We start from the raw sequence: 25,461 nt of genomic DNA, 5'->3' as shown, positions 1-25,461 counted from the left end.
TTCAAAAAATATAAAAAAATTTATTTAAACTATGAAAAATCTTAGCTATAATTCAACTTATCTAAAGTAATCGTCGAACCCAGCCTTAAAAGGAACAGATTATGCTGTTGGCGCTTTCACTTCGCGACTTCGTCATTGTCGATCATCTAAACTTGGATTTCCAAAGCGGCTTTACCGTCCTGACCGGAGAAACCGGTGCGGGTAAGTCCATTACCTTGGATGCCATCGGTTTACTGCTGGGCGATAAAGCAGATTACAGCCAAGTACGCAGCGGTGCAAAAGAAGCCCAACTGTCCGCCTTGTTCGACCTCAGCGACTTGCCCGATTTGCAGCAACTCCTTACCGAGCAGGGATTGTCCGAAGAAGGTGCGGAAGAGCTGAGTATCCGCCGTATTATTGACGCAAAAGGGAAAAGCCGAAGCTACATCAACAACCATGCGGTAACTTTAGCCCAGTTGAAAGCCGTTGGCGAACAGCTCATCGACATCCACGGCCAAAATGCCCACCACTCGCTCAATCAGGAATCTGCCCAACGCGCCCTGCTCGATGCTTTTGCCGGCAGCTTGGCGCAAGCCGAGAGCGTCAAACAACATTATCAAAACTGGGCCAATGCCAAAAAAGCCCTGCAGGAAGCCAAAGAGCAATCCGAGCATATTGCCATCGAACGCGAACGCTTGGAATGGCAGTTTAATGAATTAAGCCAGCTTGAGCTGCAACCCGAAGAATGGGAAACCCTCAGCCAAAGCCACGATACCCTCGCCCACTCCGCCGAATTGCTGCAAACCGCAGAAGAAGTCAAAGAATACATAGACAGCGACAACGGCTTGCAGCGCCAGATATACCGCTGCCAAGAACTGCTGGGCAGTCTTCAAAGCATTGAGCCGCGTTTTGCAGAAAGCCTTGAAATGCTGGCCAGCATTGAAGCCGAATTAAGCGAAATCAGCGCCAATATGCGCGACGTATCCGGCCGCACCGATCTCGACCCGAACGAGCTGATGCGGCAAGAGCAGCGCATGAGCGAACTGATGGGCATGGCGCGGAAGTACCGAATCTCTCCGGAAGAATTGCCGAACAAATTAGAAGAAATCAGTATCCAACTGCAAAACCTCCATGCTGCCGGCGATTTGGAAGCTTTGGAAAACGCCGTTGCCCAACACCTGAACGAATATCAGGAAGCCGCCCATGTTCTTTCCGCCATGCGTCATCAGGCGGCTGCCCGCTTAAGCGCGGAAACCACAGAACATATGCAGCATTTGGCGATGAAAGGCGCACGTTTTGATATTGTGTTACTGCCTTCTTCCCCTACCATGCACGGCTTGGAACAAGTGCAATTCCAAGTCGCCGCCAACAAAGGCTCTCCTTCCCGTCCGCTGAACAAAGTAGCCTCCGGCGGAGAATTGGCGCGTATCAGCCTGTCTATCCAAGTGGTGACCAGCCAATACACCCATGTTCCTACTTTGATTTTTGACGAAGTAGATACCGGCATTGGCGGCGGCGTGGCGGAAATGGTCGGCAAAGCGCTGCGTGCGCTCGGCAAAAAACACCAAGTACTTGCCGTTACCCACCTTCCACAAGTTGCCTCTTGCGGCGAACACCATTGGCAAGTACGCAAACACAGCGAAGGCGAACAAACCGTCAGCGAAATTACCATTTTGGATCATCAACAGAGAATAGAAGAAGTTGCCCGTATGCTCGGAGGTGAAATCATTACCGAAACCACACGCAACCATGCGGCCGAACTGCTGGCAATGTCCGCAAACTGATTCAATCTTCCGCACTTTCTTTTACAGAAATGCGGAATTTTCATTTTCCGAAGCCCATACGCCTTCTCTCGCATCGTCATGCCGTCTGCAAATGAGCTGTTTCACGCCAACCATACGGCATTGCTGCGTCTTGAACCTGACCAAACTGTTGAAACAGCAAGTCTGCCGTCCCATATGATGTGTACCGCTTCTGCTTTTCCGCCCTGTCGCATTTTGAGCACTCCCGCCATACCACGCAGATTAAATTCTTGTGAAAATATCAGACCTAATTTTCAAAAAAACAATGTTACTTCATTAAGTTATGATCAAGCGATTTTATTTACAAAAATTAAATGCGCCCGAACACCCTTGCGTAGCGTGCCATAATCCCTAATACTATCCCCGTCGGTGTTATACCCTAACAAGGAAAACCAAATATGAAATCTACCGCTTTAATCAAATTCGTTACCGCAGCCGGCCTTTCTGCAGCCATCGGCTTTGCCCAAGCCGGTGCGGTGGACGCATTAAAAAAATTCAACAATGATGCAGACGGCATCAGCGGCAGCTTCAGCCAAACCGTCAAAAGCAAAAAGAAAACCCAAACCACCCACGGCACATTCCAAATACTGCGTCCGGGTTTATTCAAATGGGAATACACCAAACCTTACAAACAAACCATCGTCGGCGACGGCAAAACCATCTGGCTGTATGATGTCGATTTAGCCCAAGTGACCAAATCATCACAAAACCAAGCCATCGGCGACAGCCCTGCCGCGATCCTTTCCAACAAAACCGCTCTTGACAGCAGCTACACGCTGAAAGAAGACGGCAGCGCAAGCGGCGTAGATTACGTTTTAGCAACGCCCAAGAAAAACAATGCGGGCTACCAATATATCCGTATCGGTTTCAAAGGCGATACCCTTGCCGCCATGCAGTTGAAAGACAGCTTTGGCAACGAAACCACCATTAATTTCAATAATTTGAATACCAAACCTAAGTTGTCGCGCAGCAGCTTTAAGTTCACACCGCCCAAAGGGGTTGACGTGTTGAGCAACTAATCCCGCTCCAAGGCAATCACACAAAGGCCGTCTGCAAAAAAGTCGTTTCGAAATTTCTGTATTTCTCCCGGCTTTTTGCAGACGGCCTTTTACTGCCTTTATCTGCCGCCAAATTTCTCCGGCGGCGGCGAACTGCCTGATTAACCCTTACGTTTCAACAACACACCGCTTTCAATGTGATGGGTAAACGGAAACTGATCAAACAATGCCATACGCTCAATCCGATGGGTTTGCGACAATACCGCTAAATTTTCTTTCAATGTTTCAGGATTGCAGGAAACATAAATCACATTATCGAAGCCAGCCACTAATTTTAATGTTTCCACATCTACACCGGCCCGCGGCGGATCGACAAAAATCGTGGAAAACCGATAATCTTCCAGCCCTATCCCCTGCTCTTGAAGGCGGCGGAATGCCCGCTGCTGCGTATAAGCCTCTGTAAACTCCTCCGCCGACAAGCGTGCGATTTTGATGTTCCGGTTGCCGTTTGCTTCAATATTCCACAGCGCAGCGTTTACAGATGTTTTGGACACTTCGGTTGCCAAGACTTTGTCAAACTTCTGCGCCAACGGTAATGTAAAATTGCCGTTTCCGCAGTATAACTCCAGCATATCTCCGCCCAAACCGTCTGCCGCCCCGCATGCCCAAGCCAACATTTTTTCGCATACTTTGGCATTCGGCTGGGTAAACCCGCCCTCAATCTGCCGATACTTGAAATCCCGTCCGCCGACATTCAGCGTTTCAGTCACAAAATCTTGAGCCAAAACCACCTTCTGCCCGCGACTTCTGCCGATAATGAAAATGCCTAACTTATCTTGTAATGCCCGTGCAGCCTCCACCCATTCATCATCTAATTTCTTATGATAAATCATCGTAACCAGCATTTCACCGCTGAGTGTGGATAAAAACTCTACCGCATACCAACGTGTTTTCAATCGCTCATCGGAATTGACCGCATCAATCAAGCGCGGCATCAGAGCATTAATCGCCTTATCCGCAGCTTCAAATTGGTCGCAACGTACCAAACTCGCGCCGCTGGCCTTTTGCCCACGCTCAAACATGGCATAAAAAATTTCATCGCCTTCATGCCATACGCGAAATTCAGCACGCATACGATAGTGTTTCTCCGGCGATTCAAATACTTGAATCGCCGGAATATCCAAATCCTGAAACAAATCCCGAAGATATTCAATCTTATGATTGAGTTGCTGCTGATAGGTGACCATAATATAAATGCTGGAAAACAAAAAGACATGATTATAATACAGCACGCCGGCTTCTGTATGCCTTGAATTACCTTGAATACAGGATTTGCAGACGGCCTTTGCCTATTTTTTAAACAAAATTATTTTTTGCTTTACTTTCAAAGTGAAAAACAAGTTATCCACAAACATTACACAAATCATTACGATTTTATCGGGATAGCCGTACTTCGCCAAAACAAATTGACAAAAAATTAAGCAACTTAACTTTTCTTTTTCTATTCAACAACTCACACCACTTACCCACAGCTCTTGCACAACTACTTCTTAAAAACACGGGATAACGTGCAAGCCACCTTACATTTTGTTGCGGTATTCAAAGCTCCGAATGGAAGCCAACTTGAGTTTCATTCCGTTTCCTTCCGTTATATAGTCGAATAAAATAAGAATGAGACAAGGCAGCAAAGCCGCAGACAGTACACATAGTACGGCAAGGCAAAGCAACGCCGTATCATTCTTATTTTAAATGACCATACAACAAAAATGCCGTCTGCATTTTATAGGATAAGGGCTTTTCTCTATCAAAATGCAGACGGCATTGCAATGATGTCATACCAGAGAATTGTAATACCGATAAGCCTCGTTCATGTTTTCAAAACGGCTCAAATGCCCGTTTTCCAAAACCATCGCATTATCACAATACTGCTTCATCGCGCTCACGCTGTGTGAAACCAAGATAATCGATCGGTCTTTCCGCTTTTCAAATAACTCGTATTTACATTTATCCGCAAAGCGCGAATCCCCTACCGCGATAACCTCGTCAATCAAATAGCAATCAAACTCGACCGCCAGCGACAAAGCAAATGCCAAACGCGCTTTCATTCCCGAAGAATACCGCTTTACCGGCTCATAAAGATATTGGCCCAATTCGGAAAACTCTTCGGTAAAGTTTTTCACATAATCCATATCCACATTATAAATACGGCAGATAAAGCGCAGGTTGTCCATACCCGTCAGACTTCCCTGAAACGCCCCCGAAAAAGCCAGCGGCCAAGAAATACTCATCGTACGCTTGATTTCTCCGGAAGTAGGAGGCTCAACCCCGCTGATTAAACGGATAAGTGTGGATTTGCCCGCGCCGTTGCGTCCCAGAATACCAATTTTCTCGCCCTTTTCCAGCTTGAAATTAATATCATCCAATACCGTACGCATACCGCTGCGGGTTTGATACTGCTTATAAACATGCTCCACAGAAATCATTGCGGCTCTACTCCCTTGCTGAACTTGCTGACCATTGCCAAACCCATCAGCAGCAATACCAGATTACACAGTATCAGATACCACGGGTTTTCATAAGTAACCGCATTTTCTCCAAAATATCCCGCACGGAACATTTCCGTCCCATGCACCATCGGAATCATCAGCGCATATTCCTGAACCTGCTGTGGCAAACTGTGGACAAAGAAGAAGACACCCGAAAGCGGCATCATCACAAAGCTCAAAGTTCCCCAAAGTTTCCCAAAAAATTCAACCTTAACGGCAACAGAACAAATAATTAGCCCCAAACCGACCGCAAATACCGACATCAACAGCCAAGCCAACAGCATATAGAAGACATCGGCCGGCATTTCAATCCATCGGACAGCAATTAAAATACCCATCAACACAATTTGAGCAACCGTAGCACCGGCAATTTCCAAAAGCATACGTGCAAAAATCGTATCCAATACCCGTACATTACGGTGATACAGCAAGCTGATATTTGACGAAATCGAACCGATGGCGCGATTAGAAGCATTGCGCCACATCATCATCATTGGATAACCGGTAATCGTAAAGGCCACGATATTTAAATCCGATACCCTGTCTGCCCGGAAAAATTTCCACATCAGCACAATAAACAGCGTCATCAGCAGCGGCTCGACAAACAGCCACAAAAAACCGATATTGTTCCGCCCGTAACGCGTAATGATTTCGCGCATCAGCAAAGCGCCGATGACTCTTTTCTGAATCATCAGCGATTCCCAAAACGATGTTTTATGCAGTACTTTCATTAATTCTTATGCTCACGGATGCTGGCGGCCAGCAAGCTGACAATACCGTACACCATCAAGCCGATAATCAGTGTCGCCACAATGTTATACACACGTTTAGGCTCAAGAGCCAAATCCGGCTTGCTCGGCAGGGAAATCACTTCCAAATAAAGCTGCTGGCGGTCTGCTTCCGCTTTGGCGCCTTCCAAAGAAGTCATGGCTGCTGCAAGCTGTTTTTCAGCCAATTCATTTTCCAAAAACACACGCTGGTAATCCGCAGCCTGACGGGTCAGCGAACCCTCGCTACCGCCCGAAATTGCCCTTAATTGCTGTGAAATTTCCTTACGCAGACTTTTTTCCCGCGCCACCAAGCCCGGAATTTGAGGATTTTCCGGAGTAACCGCGCGAACCTGATCTAGCTGCGTCTGAATCACGATTAACTCGTCCTGCAGCTTGGACACCAAACTCATCTGAACTTCCGATTGCGCTTTCAAATCAAACACGCCGTTGGAAATACGGTAGTCGGTCAGATTTTGCGAGGCTTTTTTTACCTGCTCCTCCGCCACCGCCACCGCTTCTTCGGCATAGCGGATAGTATCCTGCCGCGCACGGGCATTCAGTTGGTTAATCAGCTTCTCGCCTTGTTTGAGCAGTGCAGCATTGATTTTCTGCGCCTCTTCCGCATCAAATGCCATCACCTTCAAGCTGGAAATACCCGATACCGAGTCCAAGCGTACAGACACTTTACCTCGATAGTATTGGTAAAATGCCTCATCTTCCCCGCTCAAGCCGAAGCCGTTGAAACGGCTGAAAATATCGCCTTTGGTTTCATAAAATTCGCGCACAGGCATCAGCGCGCGCAAAGACTCCAAAGCCGAACGCGACTGCATATACTCCTGAACCGTATAAATATCGTCCTGAGCCCGGGAAAAGCCCGTTCCCTGCAAAATAGCCCCCAATCCGTTTAAGGAAGACTGGCCTTTCGGAGAACGTACCACAAAGCTCGACTGAGAAGTAAACCGTTCGGAAGCAATGAAACCGAAATAAACAGTAGAAACCAAAGTCGGCACAATGACCGTTGCCCACATCAGCGGCGTAATTTTACGCAACAGACTTTTTTTGGTTTTCTTCGGTTTGGCAGGCTCGGTATTTTCCACCGCCGCAACCACAGGAAGCTGTTCAGACATACCGTCTTTCCCCATTCAATTAATTAGCAATATTATCAATACTGTTCACACCGCTGACCACCGGCGAGAACACAAACGACAAGAATTTCTGAACTTCAGCCAGAGGCGCATTCGATACATACAGCACATCTTTATTCTTCACAGGAAAACGCTGCATCCAAAACAGAGAATTTGCATCAGCCATATTCAAACGGTAAACCACCGGAATTTCCGCCTCAACCGAATAGCCTTTTTCCCTCCATTTTTCCTGATTTACAGACGGCAGCTCAAACAAAGGCGTATAGCGGAATACAAACACACCGCGCGCATCCGAACGCCTATCCTGCAAACCGCCCATGCGTCCGACCGCTTCCGCCAGCGACAAACCTTTTACCGAAAAACCGATTTGCTGGCTGCGCCCTACCGCACCGATAGAAGTAAAACTGTACGGATTTGTTATCATGGTAACAATATCCCCTTTGCGTAACAGAATATTCTGGCGCGGATTGGCAACCAAGTCTTCCAAGGCAACCGTTTTCACATCATTGCCACGCGTCAGTTGTACGTTCGTATCCTGCACATTCGCCGTAGAACCACCGACCGCCGCCACCGCGTCCAATACTCGTTCGCCAGCCGTTGTCAACGGCATACGGACGCTGTTGCCCGCACGGATAACCGATACCGTAGCCGCATTATTCTGCACCAAACGTACCATCACCTGCGGCTGGTTTGCCATCTTTTGCAGACGGCCTTTGATGAAATTTTGAACCTGAACCGGCGTTTTCCCCACCACACGGACATCGCCGACAAACGGTATGGAAACCGTACCGCGTGAAGTTACCATCTGTTCCGGCAGCTTGGTCTGCTGTGCACTACCCGAACCTACCGAAGACAAGGCTCCGCCGAACAATACGGCAGGCGGTGCTTCCCAAATCGTAATATCCAGCATGTCGCCGGCATCAATCGTACCGTACGAAGCATAGCCCTCACCCCAATGGGCAAACGACTGGCCGGCTTGCTGCTGGTAAAGACTACGGGCCACGCCTTCATCAACATCAATCAACTCGACTTCAGGAACTTCCGCACTCGGCTGCTGCTGGGATAAAGCCGATACTTTTTTCGCACTGGGGCCTGAGGAAGGTATATAAGCGCACGATGACAATACACAGCACACCACCCCTCCCAATATTCCTCTTAATAATCGTTTGCTTTCCATAAAACTAAGTAAATCCACTTAAACCACGAAGGAGATAGGATTATAATCCAACATTATTTTTTTGTAACCACTATTTCATTCACATTAAAATAACTATAGTTTCTCTATGCAGTATTGGAAAATACATTATGAAAAAAGTCCTCACTTACGGCACTTTCGATTTACTCCATCACGGCCATATCAACCTGTTAAAGCGTGCCAAAGCATTGGGCGATCACCTGACGGTCGCGGTTTCTACTGATGAATTTAATTTAGGCAAAGGCAAGGTTTGCACCTATCCTTATGAAGAACGTGCCTGCATTGTTGAAGCGGTGCGTTTTGTAGATTTGGTCATTCCTGAGACTTCTTGGGAGCAAAAAATTGAAGATGTCAAAGAACACCGCATTGACGTTTTTGTCATTGGTGATGACTGGGAAGGCAAGTTTGACTTTCTAAAAGAGTACTGCGAAGTCGTCTATCTACCCCGAACAGAAGGCATTTCCACTACACAAATCAAGGAAACGCTTTCCGGCAAATAAACCCGATGATGAAATTGTCGCAATTTCCTTTTGTAAAAAAATATCAAAATACGCCTTTCGTTCAAAGCTGGCTGCAAATCAAACGCAGCATCAGCAATACGAAAGAACAAAGGGGCGTATTTTCGTATTTTTATATTCATAAAGCTCAAGAGGCATTAACGTCTGCCAAACATACGGATTTGCAGACGGCAGCCAAAAAACTCATCAAAAAATCCGATTCGCTCGGACATTTTTATTTGGCAAAAAGCGAGTTTTTGCTTGGAGAATTTGAACAAGCGAAAAGTAACTTGAGCCGGTTTTTAGCGGCGAATCCAAATCACATAGAAGCCATTTATCTGTTGGCAGAAATACACGCCATACAAGGCGATAAGACTTTGGCGTGGTCGCTGCTTGAAGGCTTGCTGACATATTCAAAACGTGGCAAAACGTGGCAGCATTTATCCAATTTGGTGGAAATGCCGTCTGATTTTGAGCGGTATTGTGTGTTATTTGAAAAGTATTTTCCTGAGTATTTAACCGTTCTTCTGCCTTTCGACCTTGCCAGTCATTTGTCAAATGCCGCAATCCGCGCAGGCAATACCGATTTCGCATTGGACTTATGGCGTAGGCAATACCGCTTGAGTATGCAGGTAAAAAATATCGCAAAACCAACCGCTTCCAAGCAATACACAGATGAAAAAGCCGCAATCGCCTTGTCCGCACTCAAAAACTGCCTAGATGGCAGCGGTATCGAGTTTTTTCTTATCAGCGGCACACTGCTCGGCTGCATCCGTGAAGGCAAGCTGCTCGGACACGACAAAGACATTGATGTGGGCGTGTGGGACGACTATGGTGTGCAGGATTTGGCAAGTGTGGTTCGGCGTAGCGGCTGCTTTTATGTGCTGCCGATTTACAGCCCTGATATTTTGGTGGTTCGCCACGTCAGCGGCATTACCATTGATATTTTTATCCATTACCGTGAGCCTGACGACTATTGGCACGCAGGCGGTAAAACACGCTGGCACAACAGCCCTTTCGAGCTTGCCGAGCGAGCGTTTTTAGGCAACACCTATTTAATCCCGAAAGATTATCACCGCTATTTGACAGAAAATTACGGAGCAGACTGGCAAACACCCAAAATAGAGTTTGACAGTGCGATGGATACGCCGAATGTTGAGATATTGTCTCAAAAAGAATTTATCATTTACTTATATAAAAAAACATTGTCTTTGACATCAAGCAACCGTCAAAACCGCTACATCGGCATATTGAAATCGCTTGGTGAAAACATCTAGGAAAACAAGAATGAAACTCCTGAAAAACTCATTCAATTATATGATTGCACCCGCAGCTTACCGCAACGGGTTGTCGTTATATAAAAAGAAACATTGGGGTGCCGCATTAAACGCCTTTAAAACAGCTCATCAAGCAGCACCAAATAATCCGCAAATCGCCTTTAAACTGGGCGTATGTCATTTGAAATTAAAAAGTCTTCACGAAGCACATTTTTATATTTCCAGAGCACTCGAACTTGCACCTTACAACACCCAATGGCAAATCCAACTGGCACAATGCAACAAACAGCTTGGATTTTCTTCCTATGAATTGAATGCGGCGGGCAAACCGACCGTAGCTGTACCTCGAGTGTTGCAGGGCGGTTTTCAGCAATCGCTTAACATCAGTCTCAAGAAAAAACTATTGCTGCTTCCGTCTGATTACAACCACCGGGTGATGGCAGATATTGAGCCTTTTATTGCGTATTACCAAAATGAATTTGATGTGTACGTCATTTTGCGTCAGCTCGATGAAGATGTGGTGTACAAGCCATCGCATACTTTAGTGAAAAACGGCACGTCTTATGGCGAGTATTTAAAACTCACCGCTGATTATGTGATCGATGCAGGCTCGATGAACTACGGCTACCGCATTACCGATACAACCAAATGGGTGTCGGTATGGCACGGTATTCCCTACAAAAAAATGTTTGTGGATTTAGACATCAAGCATTTGACAGGGGCGATTCGTTACGGCTTGGCTTATGACAGTATGGTATCGATGTCTGACTTTTATACGCAGACATTTTTGCGTAAGGCAATGCGTTATGAGGGTGAAGTTTTGCAGGTCGGTTCTGCCAAAATTGACAAACTGCTTGATAGCCGCAGCAATCAGCAGCGTTTGAGCGAGTTATACCAAACCATCGGACTGCCGCACGACAAAAAAATCGCTTTGTATGCACCAGAATACCGTGCCGACAAGCCTTTTGAAGTAACTTTTGATACCCAAAAACTACTGGAAGTATTGGGCGAAGAATATTGCCTTGTTGTGCTTTTGCCCGCCGCTCATCTGCACGCCCCACAGCAAACGCAAAACCGCGTATATTACACCAAAAACATCGGTAAAAATGATGCTTTGCTTCTCGCGGACATTCTTATCAGCGATTACAACCCGCTGATGTATCAATTTGACCAATACAACCGCCCTGTGGCACTGTTTATCCACGATCACGCTGAATTTGCCAAAGCTCACCCTGCCCGCCAGCAAGAGCTGCGTATCATCAAACGCCGTCAATACACCGCCACCACTGAAAATGCGTTGCTGGCATTGGATTGGCGGCAAATTGAGCGTCAAAACAGCAAATTTAATACGCCTGAATACATTGATTTGGCATATCTCAAACACACACTCGGTATTCCAAGCGGTAAAAAAATCGTCCTATATGCACCGACATTCCGTCAAGCTGGGGCAATGCCTTTACCTTTTGATGCGGGCAGGTTGCTTGCTGATTTGGGTGATGATTATATGCTCATCACCAAACTGCACTATCTCAATCATCTCGATCAGCACCATGACAACGTAATTGACTGCACATCATCGTCCGATATGGCAGACTTGATGAAAATCGCCGATATTCTCATCAGTGATTACTCATCATTGGTGCTGGATTTTGCATTATTGAATAAGCCGATTGTACTGTTCCAATACGATTACGCCGAATATATGCAAAAACGCGGCGTGTATTTTGATTTTGCTGATTATTTGCCGTCTGAACAAATCATACGCAGCGAAGAAGAGTTGTATCAAATCAACTGGCAAACCATCAATGCCGACAACAGCAAAATCATCAGCACCTTCTATCCGCAAGAAGACGGCAATGCCACCAAACGCATTGCAGACGGCATCGGTTTTATACCGGAAATCCGCCGCGGCAAAGACATCATTTTCTTGGTAAATGATCTCAACCAAATTGGCGGCGTACACAGCTTCTTGAAAAATATGGCGAAATACTACAAGCAAACTTACAATTCGCGTATTTTTGTCTTAGCGATTAAAGAGTTTGCTGAAGCCAACTCCGAGCTGCACGTTTTGGAAAGCCCGTATATTGACTTTGCCATCTCCAGTCAGTATCTGAACGGTGCGTGTACGCACATTCTCAAAAATACAGACGGCATTGTCATTTCCTTGCAGTTCTCCGCTCATATGCATTTCCAAAGATATTTGGAAAATGCCAAGTCGGTGCTGATGTTCCATGGTGATGTCAAAGATATGATTTCCCGAGAAATGTACGGGCCGCATTTGAGTTGGCTGAACGAAGGCAAACTCTACAATTACCGCAAACTCTTGCTTTTGACAAAATCAGCAGTGGAATTGCTCCGCCCGCATTTAAACGAAGATATTCAACCGAAACTCGGCTTTATGCACAACTCCATTGATGCAGACTATACGCCGATTGCTCCAAGCAAACCTTTGCATACTGCTGTTATCAGTCGTTTGGACGCAGATAAAAATATCTTTGCACTCATTGATTTGGGCAATGCCATCAAAGCCGCCAAGGAAAATATTACAGTCAATATCTACGGCGATGGTGCTTTGAAATCCGACTTTGTGCAGGCAGTTGCCGACAACGGCTTGGAAGATATTTTGCTGGTACACGGCTTTGAAAGCGACAAACAAAAAATCTTCAGCCGCAACGATTCCTTGCTTTTAATGAGCAAATCCGAAGGCTTCCCATTGGTGTTGCTTGAGGCTTATGCCTGTGGCAAGCCTGTTATCGTGTTTGATTCATTTACCGCAGCCAAAGATTTGGTAATAGACGGGCAAACAGGCTATCTCTTGCCTTATGGTGATTACCAAGGGGTTATTGCCGCCGTCAAACAAGTCAGCCATATTGAGCAGACAAATGTCAAAGCAATGTTTGATCGTTTCTCCAATCAAAGCGTGTTTGCCGAGTGGGATAAACTGATTGGCGAATTAGACGAGCTGTAAGGAGGCTTTGCAATGAAAATTTTACGCAACTTATTTTACAAAAGCAGCCGTGATTTGCCGACCATTTCTATTTTGGTACCTTGTTATAATTCACGCGAAACGCTGCCTGCAACACTCAAATCAATCCAAGCATCTGTTTATCGCAATCTTGATGTGATGGTAGTGGACGATGGACACGAAGTTAGGGTAGAAGACATCGTCAAATCATTTAATGATTCGCGTTTTCGCTATTTTTATAAAGATAACGAAGGGCTGGGACTAACCCGCAACTTCGGTATTGAAAACGCCTTGGGTGAATATATTTTTTTCTTGGATTCAGACGACCTGATTTATCCAAACGCACTATCCAGCCTAATGGATTATGCGTTGACACACGATTTAGATTGCGTATCGGGCGTAACCGTGCGTAAAAATGCCGAAACAGGTATAGAAAGTGAATGGTTCAGAAGTTTGTACCGTACCAAGCGAATCAGCACGCTTGAAAACCGTCTGTCTCAGTTTGATGACACCTTGTCTACCAACAAACTGTACCGTGTAGAAGCCTTAAAAAAACACGACATTTATTTTGAGACAGGCTTATACGAAGACAAGTTGTTTACCGCCAAACTGTATTCCAAACTCGAACGCATCGGCTTGATTGACGAACGTGTTTATGTGTGGTTGGTGTATGGAAGCGAAACCAGTATCACCACTTCCAAATCAGTTGCCAACTTCCAAGGGCGAATGATCGCCATTAACAATCTATGGCGGTATATTCCAGAGATTCGCAAAGCATACCAAATTGCTTTTTATATGAATCACGACTTACTGATTTATCTGCGTGAGTTTGTTTTTTATTCACAAGCGGAAAAAGACGAAATTTACGAAACCGCAAAAGAATTTATCCAAAAACATTATCACTACATCTATCACCGCCTTGTACCGGCAAGCCTGAATCGAGCGTGTTTGGACGCATTGTGCGAAGGTGATAAAGAGAAATTTATGTACACCGCTGACATCTTGTCGCAAATATTCCAAGATGAACAAAAACAAAAGCAGCGGATTTAACCGGCAATCTAATCCATAGAATAGCTTTTAAACATTATCCATCAAATATATTAGGGGTTTAATTCGTGAATACCACAAACAACATTCCAGTGAACCATATTGAAAAAATCTGGATTCACAACACAACATTTTTCATTGAAGGGCTTGCTTATTTGCAAGGCTATGACGCACCAAATTACCGCTATCTGCACAAGCACATCAAATTCAAAAACCTGCTCAACGATGATGAAGTGGAATTTGGATTGGGTACAGTACCAAAACCCGAGCTGGCAAATCAAACCCACAACGGAAAAACCTACAACTACACTGCTGCAGGTACGGCAACGACAGGTTTTAAAGGTATTGATGTCGGCTTTTTGGAAGACGGGCTGTACGAAATCCAAATTTCGGTATCGTCCGACAGTAATATCCGCAACTATGTCAGCTTGGTGATGGCAGAGCGGGATTTGGATAAGCATTCGGCAGATGAGTTTTGTGAATACCGCCTGTTTGCCGAAAGTGATAAAGTCTATCTGGCGAAAAAAGACATTTTCGGCATTGATGTGCCGGCAGGCAGCCACATCAGCGTAGAAAACTCGTGGGTACAAGGAACAGTTTTCCATCTTGAGGGAGAATTTATCGTCCCTGATGCACCGCTGAGCAATTTCAAGCAGGGAAAATACTACCTGATTGCCCAAAAACACATTACCAAAAAGCAATACGTTTTTGAACTGGGTCAAATCCGCAAAAGCCATCTCGGTGCAAAAATCGGCAAATCTGCAGACGGCTATAATGCAAGCTATTTTGCCACGCTTGGCTTAAAAGGCATTGAAACCCAGCAGTTTGAATTTGGTGTATATGATTTGTATGTTTCACTGGCATACGGCAACAAGATTTTCACCGCCAAATTAAATAAACAACTCAAGGTAGAAAGTCGTTCGGTTTGTGTATTGGTGGAAACCGAGCAAGAGATGCAGACAGCTGCTTTTTCACCTACTTCAATGTCTTTGCAGGAAGTGAAACGTGCTGCAGAGCTTGCCAACCAAAATAGAAACTGGGGGGGGGTAGTTCTATACTCTCTGCAGTTGCAGCAGCTGCAACCCGATATGTGGCAGGGGTATTGGTGGGCTGGTCAGGCTTACAAAAATCTCAACCAATATGATAAAGCTGAAGAACAATTTAAATTGATGCAAGAGCGATTGCCTCAGCTTCATCACGGTTGGGAAGGTATGGTAAATGTAGCCCAGCAGCAGGGGCGTTGGGAAGAAGTTATCTCACGTTCTTACAAGTTCCGAGAATTTTTCCCTGATTTGTACCACAGTTACTGGTGGGCAGGACACGCTTATAAAAACTTATCTCACTACACCGAAGCACGAAATGAATTTCATTTGTGGCAAAAACTTTCCCCTGAAGACCATCGCGGCTTGGAAGGATTGGTTCACGTATACCAATACGAGCAAGATTGGAAATTGGCAGCAGAATATGCAGAAAAATTATTCAAAGCATTCCCGAATCTGCCGGTATCCTACGCTTTGCTGATTACCAGCTTAAAAGGCGATAATCAGATTGACAGAGCCATCAAATATGCCGAGCAGTTTGTGGAGCAATTTCCGGAATTGGAATTAGCACACCGATATTTGGCGGTTACAATGTGCCAAAACTTTGATTTTGATACAGCTTATCCTTATTATGAAAACTATTACAATAAATTCGGCAAAAATAAAAATAACGAACACCACGTTATTTATCTCAAACAAAGTCTTGGTCTTTATGAAGACGTATTGGCTTATCATCAGCAAAAACTGCCAAACCCAAGCGTCCAGTCGCCATATTCTTCATTGGCACAGTTGGCGAAAATCAGCCAATGCTTGAACGATAATGAAGCAACCATCAAGTATTGGGATTTGTATAGAGAAAAATGGATTCAGTCTGAAAATACGGTAACTGCGGCACTAAGAAACAGCCGTACGGATAATAACAAACCGCTAAACATTCTGATTCACGAGAAACTCTCTCAAAATCTGAACGAAGAAGCTAAAGATTTGTTTGTATCAAGTCGCTCAAAACTGGAAGAGCTAGATGTACTTAGATTTTCTTCTTGGTTTGATTATTTGCAGCAAAAACAAACCGATACAGCAGCCAAACCTGTTGTGAAAGATACCATTCAATCTTTATGGATTGGAAAAGATTTGGGCATCGTCCAACAGCTTTGCTTGGCTTCTTATCTGTATCACGGACACGAAGTTCATCTCTACTGCTATCAGGATTTGAAAAACATTCCTAAAGGCGTAATCGTCAAAGACGGCAATGAAATTCTGCCTGAAAAAGACATTTTCTATTCGCACGGTTCTCCCGCTCATTTTTCAGACTGGTTTAGATGGAAAATGATTGCATTAAAAAGCGGATATTGGGTAGATATGGACGAAATCTGCTTAAAACCGTTTGATTTTACTGAAGATTATGTATTTGGCTATGAAGGTCACGCGGTTGCCAATGCGGTGTTAAAATTCCCTTCTCACAACCATTTGGTGGAGTTGATGGAGTTTATGAGTCAAAATCCAAATCAGATTCTGCCTTGGGATACCGCTCAAGACATTGAACGCAAACAGGCTCGCATTCAAAAAGGTTTGGGGCGTGAGCATACGCTTTGGGGTGAAGCCAGTGGTCCGACAGGATTAACCAAAGCCTTGATGTACTTTGGTTTGGATAAATTTGCTAAACCTTACTACAATTTTTATGGATTAAATGCCATTCAAACCAGAAGAATGCTGCTAGACCAGAATTTTGATGAGAGTACTTTGGCTGACAATATGTATGCAATGCACGTTTGGAATAATACTTTTAGAAAAACAGACTTGTATCAACAAGGTAAAAAAGTCAATAATTCCATCTTGCAATACTTAACTGATAAATATCAAGATTTTATGTAATGCTTGATAAAAGCCGTCTGCAAATATTGCTTTGCAGACGGTCTTTTTTAGTTTTTATACAAGATGTTTAATCAAAGGAGGAACTTGTCCGCCTTTATTCATTTTTAAACTCTTTTATTAAGCCGATTTAAATCCGACTGCAAAATTGCCGTCTGAAAATTAAAGTTTGTCAAAATAACAACCTTGCTCATTGATGGCGAGCAACTGCGGAATTTGGTGTGAGAAAACTTCGCTTTGATATGCCAAGGAAACAAACATCTCGTACTTGCCGTGTTCAAAACCTGCGGTATCTATGCCTTTTAGGTTCATACTGGCGTAATAGCACGCCTGATAGCCACCATTGAAATTGCCGATGGTTTCGCCCAGATTTTCCTGTTTGATTTGACCAAGTGCAACGGCGTATTGTTTGCCGCTCTCACAATGACGCAAAACGCAATAATATTTGCTGACATAAAATTCACTAAAATCCGCACCTTTCACCAAAAATTCGCCTTCTATATGAAACAGGTGGTCTTTTACCCAAGTGTTTTTCAAAGAAAAATGGAACTGTGCGTCTTTTTGTTCGCAAATGATGGGCTGCTTGGTTAAAAACAAGCTGTCTTTTTGTTTGTTTAAGCGGTAGTTGTAATATCCGTCACTGTCGTGCTGTTCCAATTCGGAATTAAGTTTTGGGGCGATGTAGTTGCGGTATTCCGGCTCCGCACTGGGGGGGGGCAGACACCAATATCTCATAGCGTCCTTGTGCGATGTTTTTTAAATCGATGCCTTTTAGACCCATCGTTGCCGTGCCTGCCGCGGTGTAATCAAAATACATATCGGAAAAAATTTCGCGGCTGATAGGGTGTTTTGGCACACTTCCGAGAGCAAATTCGTATTCTTGGTTGGATTTGCTGGATACGGATTTGAGTTTGAGATGTTTGGAAAGATGGTGGTAATTGGGCGAATCGTAGCCTTGAAGATACAGCAATCCTTCAACAAACATCACGCCTTGTTCTGTATGAATTTTTTCAAGTTTCCCTATTGCGTTCGGCTTGTCTTGGTAACGGCTGCGTTTGGCAGCAAAAACCGCCTTAGTGCGTTCATTCGGCACAATCACAGACGGCTGCAGAATATCGTCTGTCAAATGCTTGTTTAAACGTGTGGTGATGCCCTGCGTGAGCAGGCTGGTAATAGACAGAGTCTCTTGCAGAAAATACGGCGTTACTTGGTCGTGCTGGAAAACCAGATCGGTATCGGCATACAGGGCGTTGAAGTTACGGTATTTTTCTGCCAGAGCTTGCGTTACTTCACGCTGCCCGAGTTCTAAATAAAAATTATCCGCTTTGGATAAAAACACATAGATGTTTTTATCGGGATTATCGTCTTGCTTTATCAAATCAAGCAGCAAGCGGTCGTATTTTTCTACAACTTTGCCATCGTAACCCACACCCATCACGTGATCGGCAATGCTTGGCGTGTAACGCACCATCCACGAACCGATGTGCCCGACAAACGCCGGGGCGACTATGTTTTTAAAATTGTATTTCAATCCCATATACAATGCCGCAAAACCGCCTTTTGACGGCCCGATAAGCGTGCAGTCGTCTGCTGTCAGCATCAGACTTTTTAAGGTTTTGTGAATCAGGGCGGCAACCGCATCGCTAAACTCAAATGTTCCTTGTGCACCTAAATAGCAAGACTGCCCGTTTTTAAACACATCAGCAATCATCAGTACGCTGCATTTGAAAAAATTGATGGAATTGGCATATTCCCAGCCGCCGTGTCGATAGCCGTTCAGCAGGACAACCAAGTGTGCTGTGTCTTTACGGCAAGGCTTATGGATAAATTTAATATCAAAACCATTGATGTTGACAGTTTGGGTCTGTGTAGGGTGTGTAGGAATGAGCTGATCGGTCATCATACTGTAAATCGCTTTATTGTAAATAGCTTTATAAAATATCTACTTATACTAAATGCAAGTTATTAAAAATACAAGGGGTTGTTGTGAATAGGTGAAAGAATAAAACAAAACCATAACAGTCCGCCTGTTAATTTGAATGGCAAATATGATAAAATTACTCAATTATGCCAATGGCAGCTGAAATAACAAGTATCTGTTTTTCAGACGGCATTTGTGCGGGATATTGATTAAAATTTTGGTTTATTGATATATCCGTTTACATTTAAACCAATATAATAAAGACCGATATGAACACCCTAACCAATCAAACTGCTGCATTATTGTCGGAGCGGGTTGCCGAATTACTTGCCCAAGCTCGCGAACGCATCGCATCCCAAGTCAATCAAACAATGGTGCTGACGTATTTTGAAATCGGCAAGATGATTGTGGAAGAAGAGCAGAATGGCAACAAACGCGCAGAATACGGTAAAGGATTGCTTAAGCAGCTTTCGCAAAGACTGACTGCAGAATTTGGAAAAGGGTTTTCCGTTGAAAATCTGGATAGAATGCGGTTCTTTTACAAAACCTATTCCCAGCAGAATTCGTCAACACTGTTGACGAATTCTGAAAAGCATACGCCTGCCCTTGAATTTCCGCTCAGTTGGTCGCATTACATCAAACTTATGCGGATTTCTGACCCGCTTGAACGCAGCTTTTATGAGATTGAAGCGGCAAAAAACAAGTGGAGTTTGCGTGAACTGAACCGTCAATACGACTCTGCCCTATTTACTCGCTTGGCATTAAGTAGGGATAAACAGGGAGTATTGGATTTAGCTTTGCACGGACAGCGTTTGGAAAAACCCAAGGATTTGATCAAAGACCCTTATATTTTGGAATTTATTGGTTTGCCTGAGCAGTCAAGTTATTCGGAAAATGACTTGGAGCAGGGACTGATTGATAAGCTGGAACAGTTCTTATTGGAGCTGGGTACTGGTTTTACATTTGTATCACGCCAGCAACGAATAAGTTTTGACGAACAGCATTTTTATGTGGATTTGGTGTTTTACAACCGCGTATTGCGCTGCTTTGTATTGATAGATTTGAAATTAGGTCGCCTGAAGCATCAGGATTTGGGGCAAATGCAAATGTACGTCAATTATTACGACCGCAAAATGCGGCTGTCTGATGAAAATAAAACCATCGGCATTGTATTATGCCAAGATAAAAGTGAAGCTGTGGTGGAATTTACTCTGCCGGAAGATAACAACCAAATCTTTGCCAGTCGCTATCAAACTGTTTTGCCAAGCAAAGAGCAGTTACAAGCAATACTTACCCATAACAAATAACACTACTTTTAAAATGCCTTTTTAAACTCAAACACAACGGTAAAACAACATGAAGAAAATCCTAATCACTGGCGGTACGGGCTTTATCGGTTCGCATACTGCCATTTCTTTGATTGATGCAGGCTTCGATGTCGTAATTTTGGACAATCTTTGCAATTCCAGCGCGAATATTTTGCCGCGTTTACAGCAGATTGTTGGTAAAGACATTCCTTTTTATCAAGGCGATATTCGCGATCGCGCCTTACTGAGAAAGATTTTTGCCGGGCATGAGATTGAGACGGTCATGCACTTTGCTGGCTTGAAAGCGGTGGGCGAAAGCGTGCAGCAGCCGATTCGCTATTATGATAATAATGTTGGCGGCAGCTTGGTGCAGGCAGAAGAAATGGCGGCGGCAGGCGTGTTTAATATCGTATTTAGCTCGTCCGCCACGGTGTACGGCAACCCTGCGCGTACGCCGATTACCGAAGATATGCCTGTCGGCGGTACGACCAATCCTTACGGCACGTCCAAGTATATGACCGAGCGAATGCTGGCGGACATTCAAAAATCCGATCCGCGCTGGAGCGTGGTATTGCTGCGCTATTTCAATCCTGTCGGTGCACACGAAAGCGGCTTGATTGGCGAATATCCAAACGGCATTCCGAATAATCTTTTGCCTTATATTTGCCAAGTCGCTTCGGGCAAGCTGCCTTATCTGTCGGTATTCGGCGATGATTATGACACCAAAGACGGCACAGGCGTGCGCGATTATATTCATGTGGTGGATTTGGCAGACGGCCACCTAAAAGCCATGCAGTCGCGCGCCAACCAATCGGGCGTACACATCTTTAATCTCGGTACAGGTCAAGGCTATTCGGTGCTGGAGATGGTGCGTGCATTTGAAGCGGCTTCAGGCTTGCAGATACCTTATCAAATCAAACCGCGCCGGGAAGGCGACATCGCCACCTGCTTTGCCGACCCATCGCATACATTTGCCGAAATCGGCTGGCGCGCAACACGCGGACTGCCTGAAATGATGGCGGACTCTTGGCGTTGGGTAAGCAGCAATCCGAACGGGTATGAATAAACCTGTTTTCTGATGATTGCTATCTGCTTAACAGCAGTTTATACTGTTTTGCAGACGGCCTTTGCCGTCTGCAAAAGTTTTCTGAAAGGTTTTTGATGGCTTCCGACAACCCCGTTATTACCATTACGCCCGACGATTTACCGCTGCATTGCTCCGGTCCGCAGCATGAAACATGGAACGGGCACCCTCGTGTGTTTTTACCGATTCAATCGCATGGCGATGCGGAATGTCCCTACTGTGGCGCACATTATCATTTAGATGGCGAACTGCCGCACCATCATTACTGATTTTCTGCCCGGATATGTTCAAACCTGCCGCTGTTTGCTTACTTGTGCTTACCGGCTGCGGCTCGTATAAAGCCGTCCGCCCATCAGTTCCCATTCCGGTAGTGGCTGAAGCGCAAATACAGTCTGCCGATTATATTGCGGCCAACGGCCAAAAGATTACTGCAGTATATCTCAACAGCCACAGCCCGATGATTGTAGAGCTTCACCAAGGCAATGCGGTAGAAAGCCTGAAATTGCTTCATGCATGGACACACGGGGCGGAATATGGAAACTTCGATACGCGCTGGCATATCCGCGCAGGCTCGGCAACGCTGACCCGCCGCGACAAGCAATTAAAGTTTGATGAAGTCATTCAATAACCAAGATACTTTTCCGGCATCAAAGCCGTCTGTAATATAAAAAGCCGTCTGCAAAACAGCATTTATTCTGTTTTACAGACGGCTTTTATTGTCGAATGATACGGCGCGAGACAAGGCAGCGAAACCGCGACAATACGATAATACCAATCAGAAGATTAGCTGCTTCGGCAGCTTGGTCAAGCCCTCTCTTTGAACAAGATACCTCAACGCCGCATCATTCTGTGTTACATGGTTTTATAGTCATTTAAAATAAGAATGATACAGCGTTGCTTTGCCTTGCCGTACTATGTGTACTGTCTGCGGCTTCGCTGCCTTGTCTCATTCTTATTTTATTCGACTATATATTGCTCAAAACGGTAGCTCCCGCTAAACCGGCCGATAGGATAATACCGCTTCCCGCATCACTCCGGCTTTGAATATTGATAGGATTCTTTGCAGAATAACTTGCCGAAATCTCTATTTTGCAGACGGCCTATTCCGCCCAATCCACCCAGCCCATCGCCCATGTCAGCAAAATCAAGCCGCCAAACAGGATACGGTAATAGGCAAACGGTACATAGTTTTTCGTGGCAACAAATTTCAGCAAGGCTTTAACCGCCAGCAAACCCGCAAAGAAAGCGGCTACAAAACCAACCGCAATCAAGCCGATGTCTTGCAGGGTAAAGAGTTTGTAATGTCGCAATACGTCGTAGCCTGTGGCGGCAACCATCATCGGCACGGCAAGGAAAAACGAAAATTCAGTTGCGACCTTACGTTCCAGCCCCCACAGCATACCGCCCATAATCGTACTGCCCGAACGCGAAGTACCCGGTATCAGCGCAAAAATCTGGGCGCAACCCACCACCAGCGCATCACGCGGGCGCATATCGTCCACATTGCCGACCTTCGGGGTTTTGCCGCTTTGCCGCTTTTCTACCCATAAAATAAAGAAACCGCCCAATACCAGCATAGCGGCAACACTCACCGGATTAAACAAATATTCTTTAATCTGTTTACTGAACAGCAAACCCACCACCGCAGCCGGAATAAACGCAACGGCCAAATTCAATACAAAGCGGTTGGCGCTGCGGTCCCGCCCGATACCGGTCAGAATTTTGGTAAAGCGTTCGCGATATTCAAAAATAACCGCCAATACCGCACCAAGTTGAATGGCAATTTCAAACACTTTACCGTTGCTGTGAAAGTCCAGCAAGTCGCCGAACACAATCAAGTGTCCGGTACTGGAAATCGGCAGAAACTCAGTCAATCCTTCCACAATCCCCAAAATCAGGGCTTTAAAGAGCAATACAATATCCATAAATTTCTTTCAATACATCAAGCCGAAACCGCACAATAAAAATAAAACATCAGCTCCATTCGTTTCCTAAGCGGATATAAGCAAGCTGCACAGAATAAGACAAAGCGCAGCAATGCCGCATTATTCCTATTCCGGATAACCATAATGGCTCAAGCTGCTTTTTCAAAAACTAAGGCGGTCAGCCCGACCGCCCTGCTTTACACATAATTTTATTTGATACCGCGCTCGCGGCGTACTTTTTGAATCAATTCATCAATCGTTTTCATTCCCTGCCGGTAGCCATTGGGAAATTTAACCTGATACTTACCGCCCACCAATACCAACGGCGTTTGAGCGATATAATACTGTTCGGTCAAACGCTGCATTCTTTTGGCCTGAGCAAGGTTGGCAGGATTTTTATATGCGGCCAACAGCTTTTTACTGTCGAAACCACGCTGTTCTCCTGCCCAGCGTATGAATGTTGCTTCATCACCCAAGTCAATACGCTGTTTGTACACCGCATCAAATACTGCCGGATTTGCCTGATATTTCAAACTGGAACGGTTAACCGCCGCAGCCACCCGCGCCAAGCCGAACATTTCAGGCTGCCAGACAACGTGTTCGGTACGCAAATACGCATAAGGTTCAAATGTTTGGCTGTGCTTCAACAAAACGGGATCCAGCTCATAACAATGCACGCAGAAATAGCCGAAAAACTCCAATACTTCAACCTTATCCGCCCGCTCCTGCTTTATCGGATTATCCCAAACAATGTAATCCACACCTTCCGTTGCCGCAAAAGCAGTGGCCGGCAGCAGAAAAACCGCTGCCAGCACGCCAGACATTTTCTTCAAGCCCATCTGTAAGATTACTCCGCAGAACGGGTAAAGCTGCTGATGCCGTTTTTCTGCAAAGTCTGCTGTATGCGCTTGGCGGCACTTTGCGCCATGGCCGTACTTTGCACGCGGTAAACCGTTTTACCGTTTGCCGTACCGCTTACCACTCGGGATTGTACGCCCAACATAGCCAGTTTGGCACGCTGCGCGTCTGCGCTGCTACGGTCGGCAAAAGAACCCATCTGCACCAAGACTTTTTTGCCGGATGCACTCTCGGCTTTTTTGCTTTCAGACGGCTTGGTCGCGGCTTTTTTCGCTTCTTCACTCGCGGCTTTACGGGCTTTTTCAATGCTACCGCTGTTCAAAATCTGCTCGGGGGTTGGTTTCGCATTTTTTTGTGCCGCATCTTTTTTGGCTTTGGCTGCGGCGGCTTTGCGCTCTGCTGCTTTCTTTTCTGCCGCTTTTTTCTCTGCCAGCTTGCGCTCGGCACGGGCTTTCTGTTTATCGCTCAAGCTGTCGGCAGCTTTTTTCTTGGCCGCCTGCTCCGCTTTGGCTTTCTCCGCACGCTTGCGCGCCAGTTCGGCTTTCAACTCGGCTTGGCGTTTTGCCTCAGCTGCTTTTGCTGCTTCACGCTCGGCTTGGGCGCGGGCTTTTTTCTGCTCGGCTTCAGAACGCGCTTTCGCCTCTTCTTCGGCTTGTTTACGCTCTTCTTCCTGACGGCGGGCTTCTTCCTCTTCCTCTGCTTTCGCTTTGGCTTCTGCCTCAGCCTTTGCCTTCGCTTCGGCTTCCGCTTTTGCTTTGGCCTCTGCCTCTTCTTTTTCCAAGCGCGCACGCTCTTCCGCTTCAGCCTTCGCCTTAGCGGTTTCCTGAGGCTTCAAAATTTCCGGCGCCTGTTCGCGTTTATTATTGCCTACTTCATCTTTAAATGCCGACTGGTTGTTTTTATTCAAAAAGAACAAAATACCGACAATTACCGCCGTTGCCAGCAGCAGACCGGACAAGAAACCGGACAGACCTTTACCATATTGTGTTTGTTTGTTCATAACATACCTTGTATATTTTCAGACGGCTGCCTGCCCTGATTCGCAGACGGCAGCCGCAACGATGGTGCATTTTATCAATAACTGCCCTTTTCGGCAAAACTGCTTGCATGGTTTTGCGCCGTTTTACCGAACAAGTGCCAAAAAGATGCAAGCATATAAAAAACGCCCGATGTTGAAAACCGGCAATCTGTTCATTCCATTCTAACTCTTATGATAAATTTTTACAGAAATTTCAA

The 25,461-nt window shown here is 45.4% G+C and carries 21 protein-coding genes; 11 read left to right on the top strand and 10 right to left on the bottom strand.

What is annotated here, in order from left to right; all coding sequences use genetic code 11:
• Positions 1-101 precede the first annotated feature (101 nt).
• Entirely contained in the window at positions 102-1,763 is a 1,662-nt protein-coding gene (gene recN / locus EL111_RS03970; RefSeq protein WP_123794918.1) for a DNA repair protein RecN, read from the top strand.
• 416 nt (positions 1,764-2,179) lie between these two features.
• A complete protein-coding gene (gene lolA / locus EL111_RS03965) occupies positions 2,180-2,800 on the top strand; it encodes an outer membrane lipoprotein periplasmic chaperone LolA (RefSeq protein ID WP_123794919.1) in 621 nt (206 codons plus the stop codon).
• 140 nt (positions 2,801-2,940) lie between these two features.
• On the opposite strand, the gene trmA is transcribed toward lolA, so the two are convergent.
• The 5 genes from trmA to EL111_RS03940 all read right to left on the bottom strand — a co-directional run bounded on the left by trmA (position 2,941) and on the right by EL111_RS03940 (position 8,417).
• Entirely contained in the window at positions 2,941-4,026 is a 1,086-nt protein-coding gene (gene trmA / locus EL111_RS03960) for a tRNA (uridine(54)-C5)-methyltransferase TrmA (RefSeq protein WP_123794920.1), read from the bottom strand.
• A 585-nt stretch (positions 4,027-4,611) separates the two neighbouring features.
• Positions 4,612-5,262 carry an ABC transporter ATP-binding protein gene (locus EL111_RS03955; protein WP_123794921.1) on the bottom strand — a complete coding sequence of 217 codons (651 nt, stop codon included), beginning with the start codon at positions 5,260-5,262 and terminating at the stop codon, positions 4,612-4,614.
• Complete coding sequence (locus EL111_RS03950; protein WP_123794922.1) at positions 5,259-6,056, bottom strand: ABC transporter permease; 798 nt, start codon at positions 6,054-6,056, stop codon at positions 5,259-5,261. The genes EL111_RS03955 and EL111_RS03950 overlap by 4 nt, the downstream gene beginning before the upstream one ends.
• Positions 6,056-7,222: a capsule biosynthesis protein gene (locus tag EL111_RS03945; RefSeq protein ID WP_123794923.1), complete on the bottom strand. Its 1,167-nt coding sequence runs from the start codon at positions 7,220-7,222 to the stop codon at positions 6,056-6,058. The genes EL111_RS03950 and EL111_RS03945 overlap by 1 nt, the downstream gene beginning before the upstream one ends.
• A gap of 19 nt (positions 7,223-7,241) precedes the next feature.
• On the bottom strand, positions 7,242-8,417 hold the full coding sequence (locus EL111_RS03940; RefSeq protein ID WP_123794924.1) for a polysaccharide biosynthesis/export family protein: 1,176 nt from the start codon (positions 8,415-8,417) through the stop codon (positions 7,242-7,244).
• A gap of 128 nt (positions 8,418-8,545) precedes the next feature.
• Here EL111_RS03940 and tagD point away from each other — a divergent pair, with 128 nt between their 5' ends.
• The 5 genes from tagD to EL111_RS03915 all read left to right on the top strand — a co-directional run bounded on the left by tagD (position 8,546) and on the right by EL111_RS03915 (position 17,133).
• A complete protein-coding gene (gene tagD / locus EL111_RS03935; protein WP_123794925.1) occupies positions 8,546-8,935 on the top strand; it encodes a glycerol-3-phosphate cytidylyltransferase in 390 nt (129 codons plus the stop codon).
• Positions 8,936-8,940: 5 nt separating this feature from the next.
• On the top strand, positions 8,941-10,209 hold the full coding sequence (locus EL111_RS03930) for a tetratricopeptide repeat protein (protein WP_231998407.1): 1,269 nt from the start codon (positions 8,941-8,943) through the stop codon (positions 10,207-10,209).
• 10 nt (positions 10,210-10,219) lie between these two features.
• Positions 10,220-13,177, top strand: a complete 2,958-nt coding sequence (locus tag EL111_RS03925; RefSeq protein WP_123794926.1) for a CDP-glycerol glycerophosphotransferase family protein — start codon at positions 10,220-10,222, stop codon at positions 13,175-13,177.
• 12 nt (positions 13,178-13,189) lie between these two features.
• Complete coding sequence (locus EL111_RS03920; protein ID WP_123794927.1) at positions 13,190-14,224, top strand: glycosyltransferase family 2 protein; 1,035 nt, start codon at positions 13,190-13,192, stop codon at positions 14,222-14,224.
• A gap of 65 nt (positions 14,225-14,289) precedes the next feature.
• Positions 14,290-17,133, top strand: a complete 2,844-nt coding sequence (locus EL111_RS03915) for a tetratricopeptide repeat protein (protein ID WP_123794928.1) — start codon at positions 14,290-14,292, stop codon at positions 17,131-17,133.
• A gap of 159 nt (positions 17,134-17,292) precedes the next feature.
• Here the strand turns inward: EL111_RS03915 and EL111_RS03910 are convergent, their stop codons facing one another.
• Together EL111_RS03910 and EL111_RS03905 are read right to left on the bottom strand one after the other, a co-directional pair.
• The gene (locus EL111_RS03910) at positions 17,293-17,865 is read right to left on the bottom strand and encodes a hypothetical protein (RefSeq protein WP_123794929.1); all 573 of its coding nucleotides are present in this window, start codon (positions 17,863-17,865) and stop codon (positions 17,293-17,295) included.
• Positions 17,795-19,033, bottom strand: a complete 1,239-nt coding sequence (locus EL111_RS03905; RefSeq protein WP_123794930.1) for an accessory Sec system protein Asp2 — start codon at positions 19,031-19,033, stop codon at positions 17,795-17,797. The genes EL111_RS03910 and EL111_RS03905 overlap by 71 nt, the downstream gene beginning before the upstream one ends.
• A 287-nt stretch (positions 19,034-19,320) precedes the next feature.
• Here EL111_RS03905 and EL111_RS03900 point away from each other — a divergent pair, with 287 nt between their 5' ends.
• The 4 genes from EL111_RS03900 to EL111_RS03885 all read left to right on the top strand — a co-directional run bounded on the left by EL111_RS03900 (position 19,321) and on the right by EL111_RS03885 (position 22,070).
• Positions 19,321-20,358, top strand: coding sequence for a PDDEXK nuclease domain-containing protein (locus EL111_RS03900; protein ID WP_123794931.1), 1,038 nt, complete (start codon positions 19,321-19,323; stop codon positions 20,356-20,358).
• A 49-nt stretch (positions 20,359-20,407) separates the two neighbouring features.
• The gene (gene galE / locus EL111_RS03895; RefSeq protein WP_126325835.1) at positions 20,408-21,424 is read left to right on the top strand and encodes a UDP-glucose 4-epimerase GalE; all 1,017 of its coding nucleotides are present in this window, start codon (positions 20,408-20,410) and stop codon (positions 21,422-21,424) included.
• Between the two features lie 95 nt (positions 21,425-21,519).
• A complete protein-coding gene (locus EL111_RS03890) occupies positions 21,520-21,711 on the top strand; it encodes a zinc-finger domain-containing protein (RefSeq protein WP_123794933.1) in 192 nt (63 codons plus the stop codon).
• A gap of 101 nt (positions 21,712-21,812) precedes the next feature.
• A complete protein-coding gene (locus EL111_RS03885) occupies positions 21,813-22,070 on the top strand; it encodes a hypothetical protein (protein WP_231998406.1) in 258 nt (85 codons plus the stop codon).
• Between the two features lie 472 nt (positions 22,071-22,542).
• On the opposite strand, the gene EL111_RS03880 is transcribed toward EL111_RS03885, so the two are convergent.
• From EL111_RS03880 to EL111_RS03870, 3 genes are all read right to left on the bottom strand, one after another.
• A complete protein-coding gene (locus EL111_RS03880) occupies positions 22,543-23,367 on the bottom strand; it encodes an undecaprenyl-diphosphate phosphatase (protein ID WP_123794935.1) in 825 nt (274 codons plus the stop codon).
• A gap of 209 nt (positions 23,368-23,576) precedes the next feature.
• The gene (locus EL111_RS03875) at positions 23,577-24,206 is read right to left on the bottom strand and encodes a thiol:disulfide interchange protein DsbA/DsbL (RefSeq protein ID WP_123794936.1); all 630 of its coding nucleotides are present in this window, start codon (positions 24,204-24,206) and stop codon (positions 23,577-23,579) included.
• Between the two features lie 8 nt (positions 24,207-24,214).
• A complete protein-coding gene (locus EL111_RS03870) occupies positions 24,215-25,225 on the bottom strand; it encodes an SPOR domain-containing protein (protein WP_123794937.1) in 1,011 nt (336 codons plus the stop codon).
• Between the last annotated feature and the right edge of the window lie 236 nt (positions 25,226-25,461).

The sequence above is a fragment of the Neisseria animalis genome (assembly GCF_900636515.1).
GTDB classification, from domain to species: Bacteria; Pseudomonadota; Gammaproteobacteria; order Burkholderiales; family Neisseriaceae; genus Neisseria; species Neisseria animalis.
This window is presented reverse-complemented; position numbering and strand designations above follow the sequence as displayed.

Coding starts and splice junctions, on each gene's coding strand:
- EL111_RS03955 (WP_123794921.1), bottom strand. CDS start 5,262: ATGATTTCTGTGGAGCATGTTTATAAGCAGTATCAAACCCGCAGCGGT.
- EL111_RS03920 (WP_123794927.1), top strand. CDS start 13,190: ATGAAAATTTTACGCAACTTATTTTACAAAAGCAGCCGTGATTTGCCG.
- EL111_RS03930 (WP_231998407.1), top strand. CDS start 8,941: ATGATGAAATTGTCGCAATTTCCTTTTGTAAAAAAATATCAAAATACG.
- trmA (WP_123794920.1), bottom strand. CDS start 4,026: ATGGTCACCTATCAGCAGCAACTCAATCATAAGATTGAATATCTTCGG.
- EL111_RS03910 (WP_123794929.1), bottom strand. CDS start 17,865: ATGAGATATTGGTGTCTGCCCCCCCCCAGTGCGGAGCCGGAATACCGC.
- EL111_RS03945 (WP_123794923.1), bottom strand. CDS start 7,222: ATGTCTGAACAGCTTCCTGTGGTTGCGGCGGTGGAAAATACCGAGCCT.
- lolA (WP_123794919.1), top strand. CDS start 2,180: ATGAAATCTACCGCTTTAATCAAATTCGTTACCGCAGCCGGCCTTTCT.
- recN (WP_123794918.1), top strand. CDS start 102: ATGCTGTTGGCGCTTTCACTTCGCGACTTCGTCATTGTCGATCATCTA.
- EL111_RS03870 (WP_123794937.1), bottom strand. CDS start 25,225: ATGAACAAACAAACACAATATGGTAAAGGTCTGTCCGGTTTCTTGTCC.
- EL111_RS03880 (WP_123794935.1), bottom strand. CDS start 23,367: ATGGATATTGTATTGCTCTTTAAAGCCCTGATTTTGGGGATTGTGGAA.
- EL111_RS03940 (WP_123794924.1), bottom strand. CDS start 8,417: ATGGAAAGCAAACGATTATTAAGAGGAATATTGGGAGGGGTGGTGTGC.
- EL111_RS03890 (WP_123794933.1), top strand. CDS start 21,520: ATGGCTTCCGACAACCCCGTTATTACCATTACGCCCGACGATTTACCG.
- EL111_RS03900 (WP_123794931.1), top strand. CDS start 19,321: ATGAACACCCTAACCAATCAAACTGCTGCATTATTGTCGGAGCGGGTT.
- EL111_RS03925 (WP_123794926.1), top strand. CDS start 10,220: ATGAAACTCCTGAAAAACTCATTCAATTATATGATTGCACCCGCAGCT.
- galE (WP_126325835.1), top strand. CDS start 20,408: ATGAAGAAAATCCTAATCACTGGCGGTACGGGCTTTATCGGTTCGCAT.
- tagD (WP_123794925.1), top strand. CDS start 8,546: ATGAAAAAAGTCCTCACTTACGGCACTTTCGATTTACTCCATCACGGC.
- EL111_RS03905 (WP_123794930.1), bottom strand. CDS start 19,033: ATGATGACCGATCAGCTCATTCCTACACACCCTACACAGACCCAAACT.
- EL111_RS03875 (WP_123794936.1), bottom strand. CDS start 24,206: ATGGGCTTGAAGAAAATGTCTGGCGTGCTGGCAGCGGTTTTTCTGCTG.
- EL111_RS03950 (WP_123794922.1), bottom strand. CDS start 6,056: ATGAAAGTACTGCATAAAACATCGTTTTGGGAATCGCTGATGATTCAG.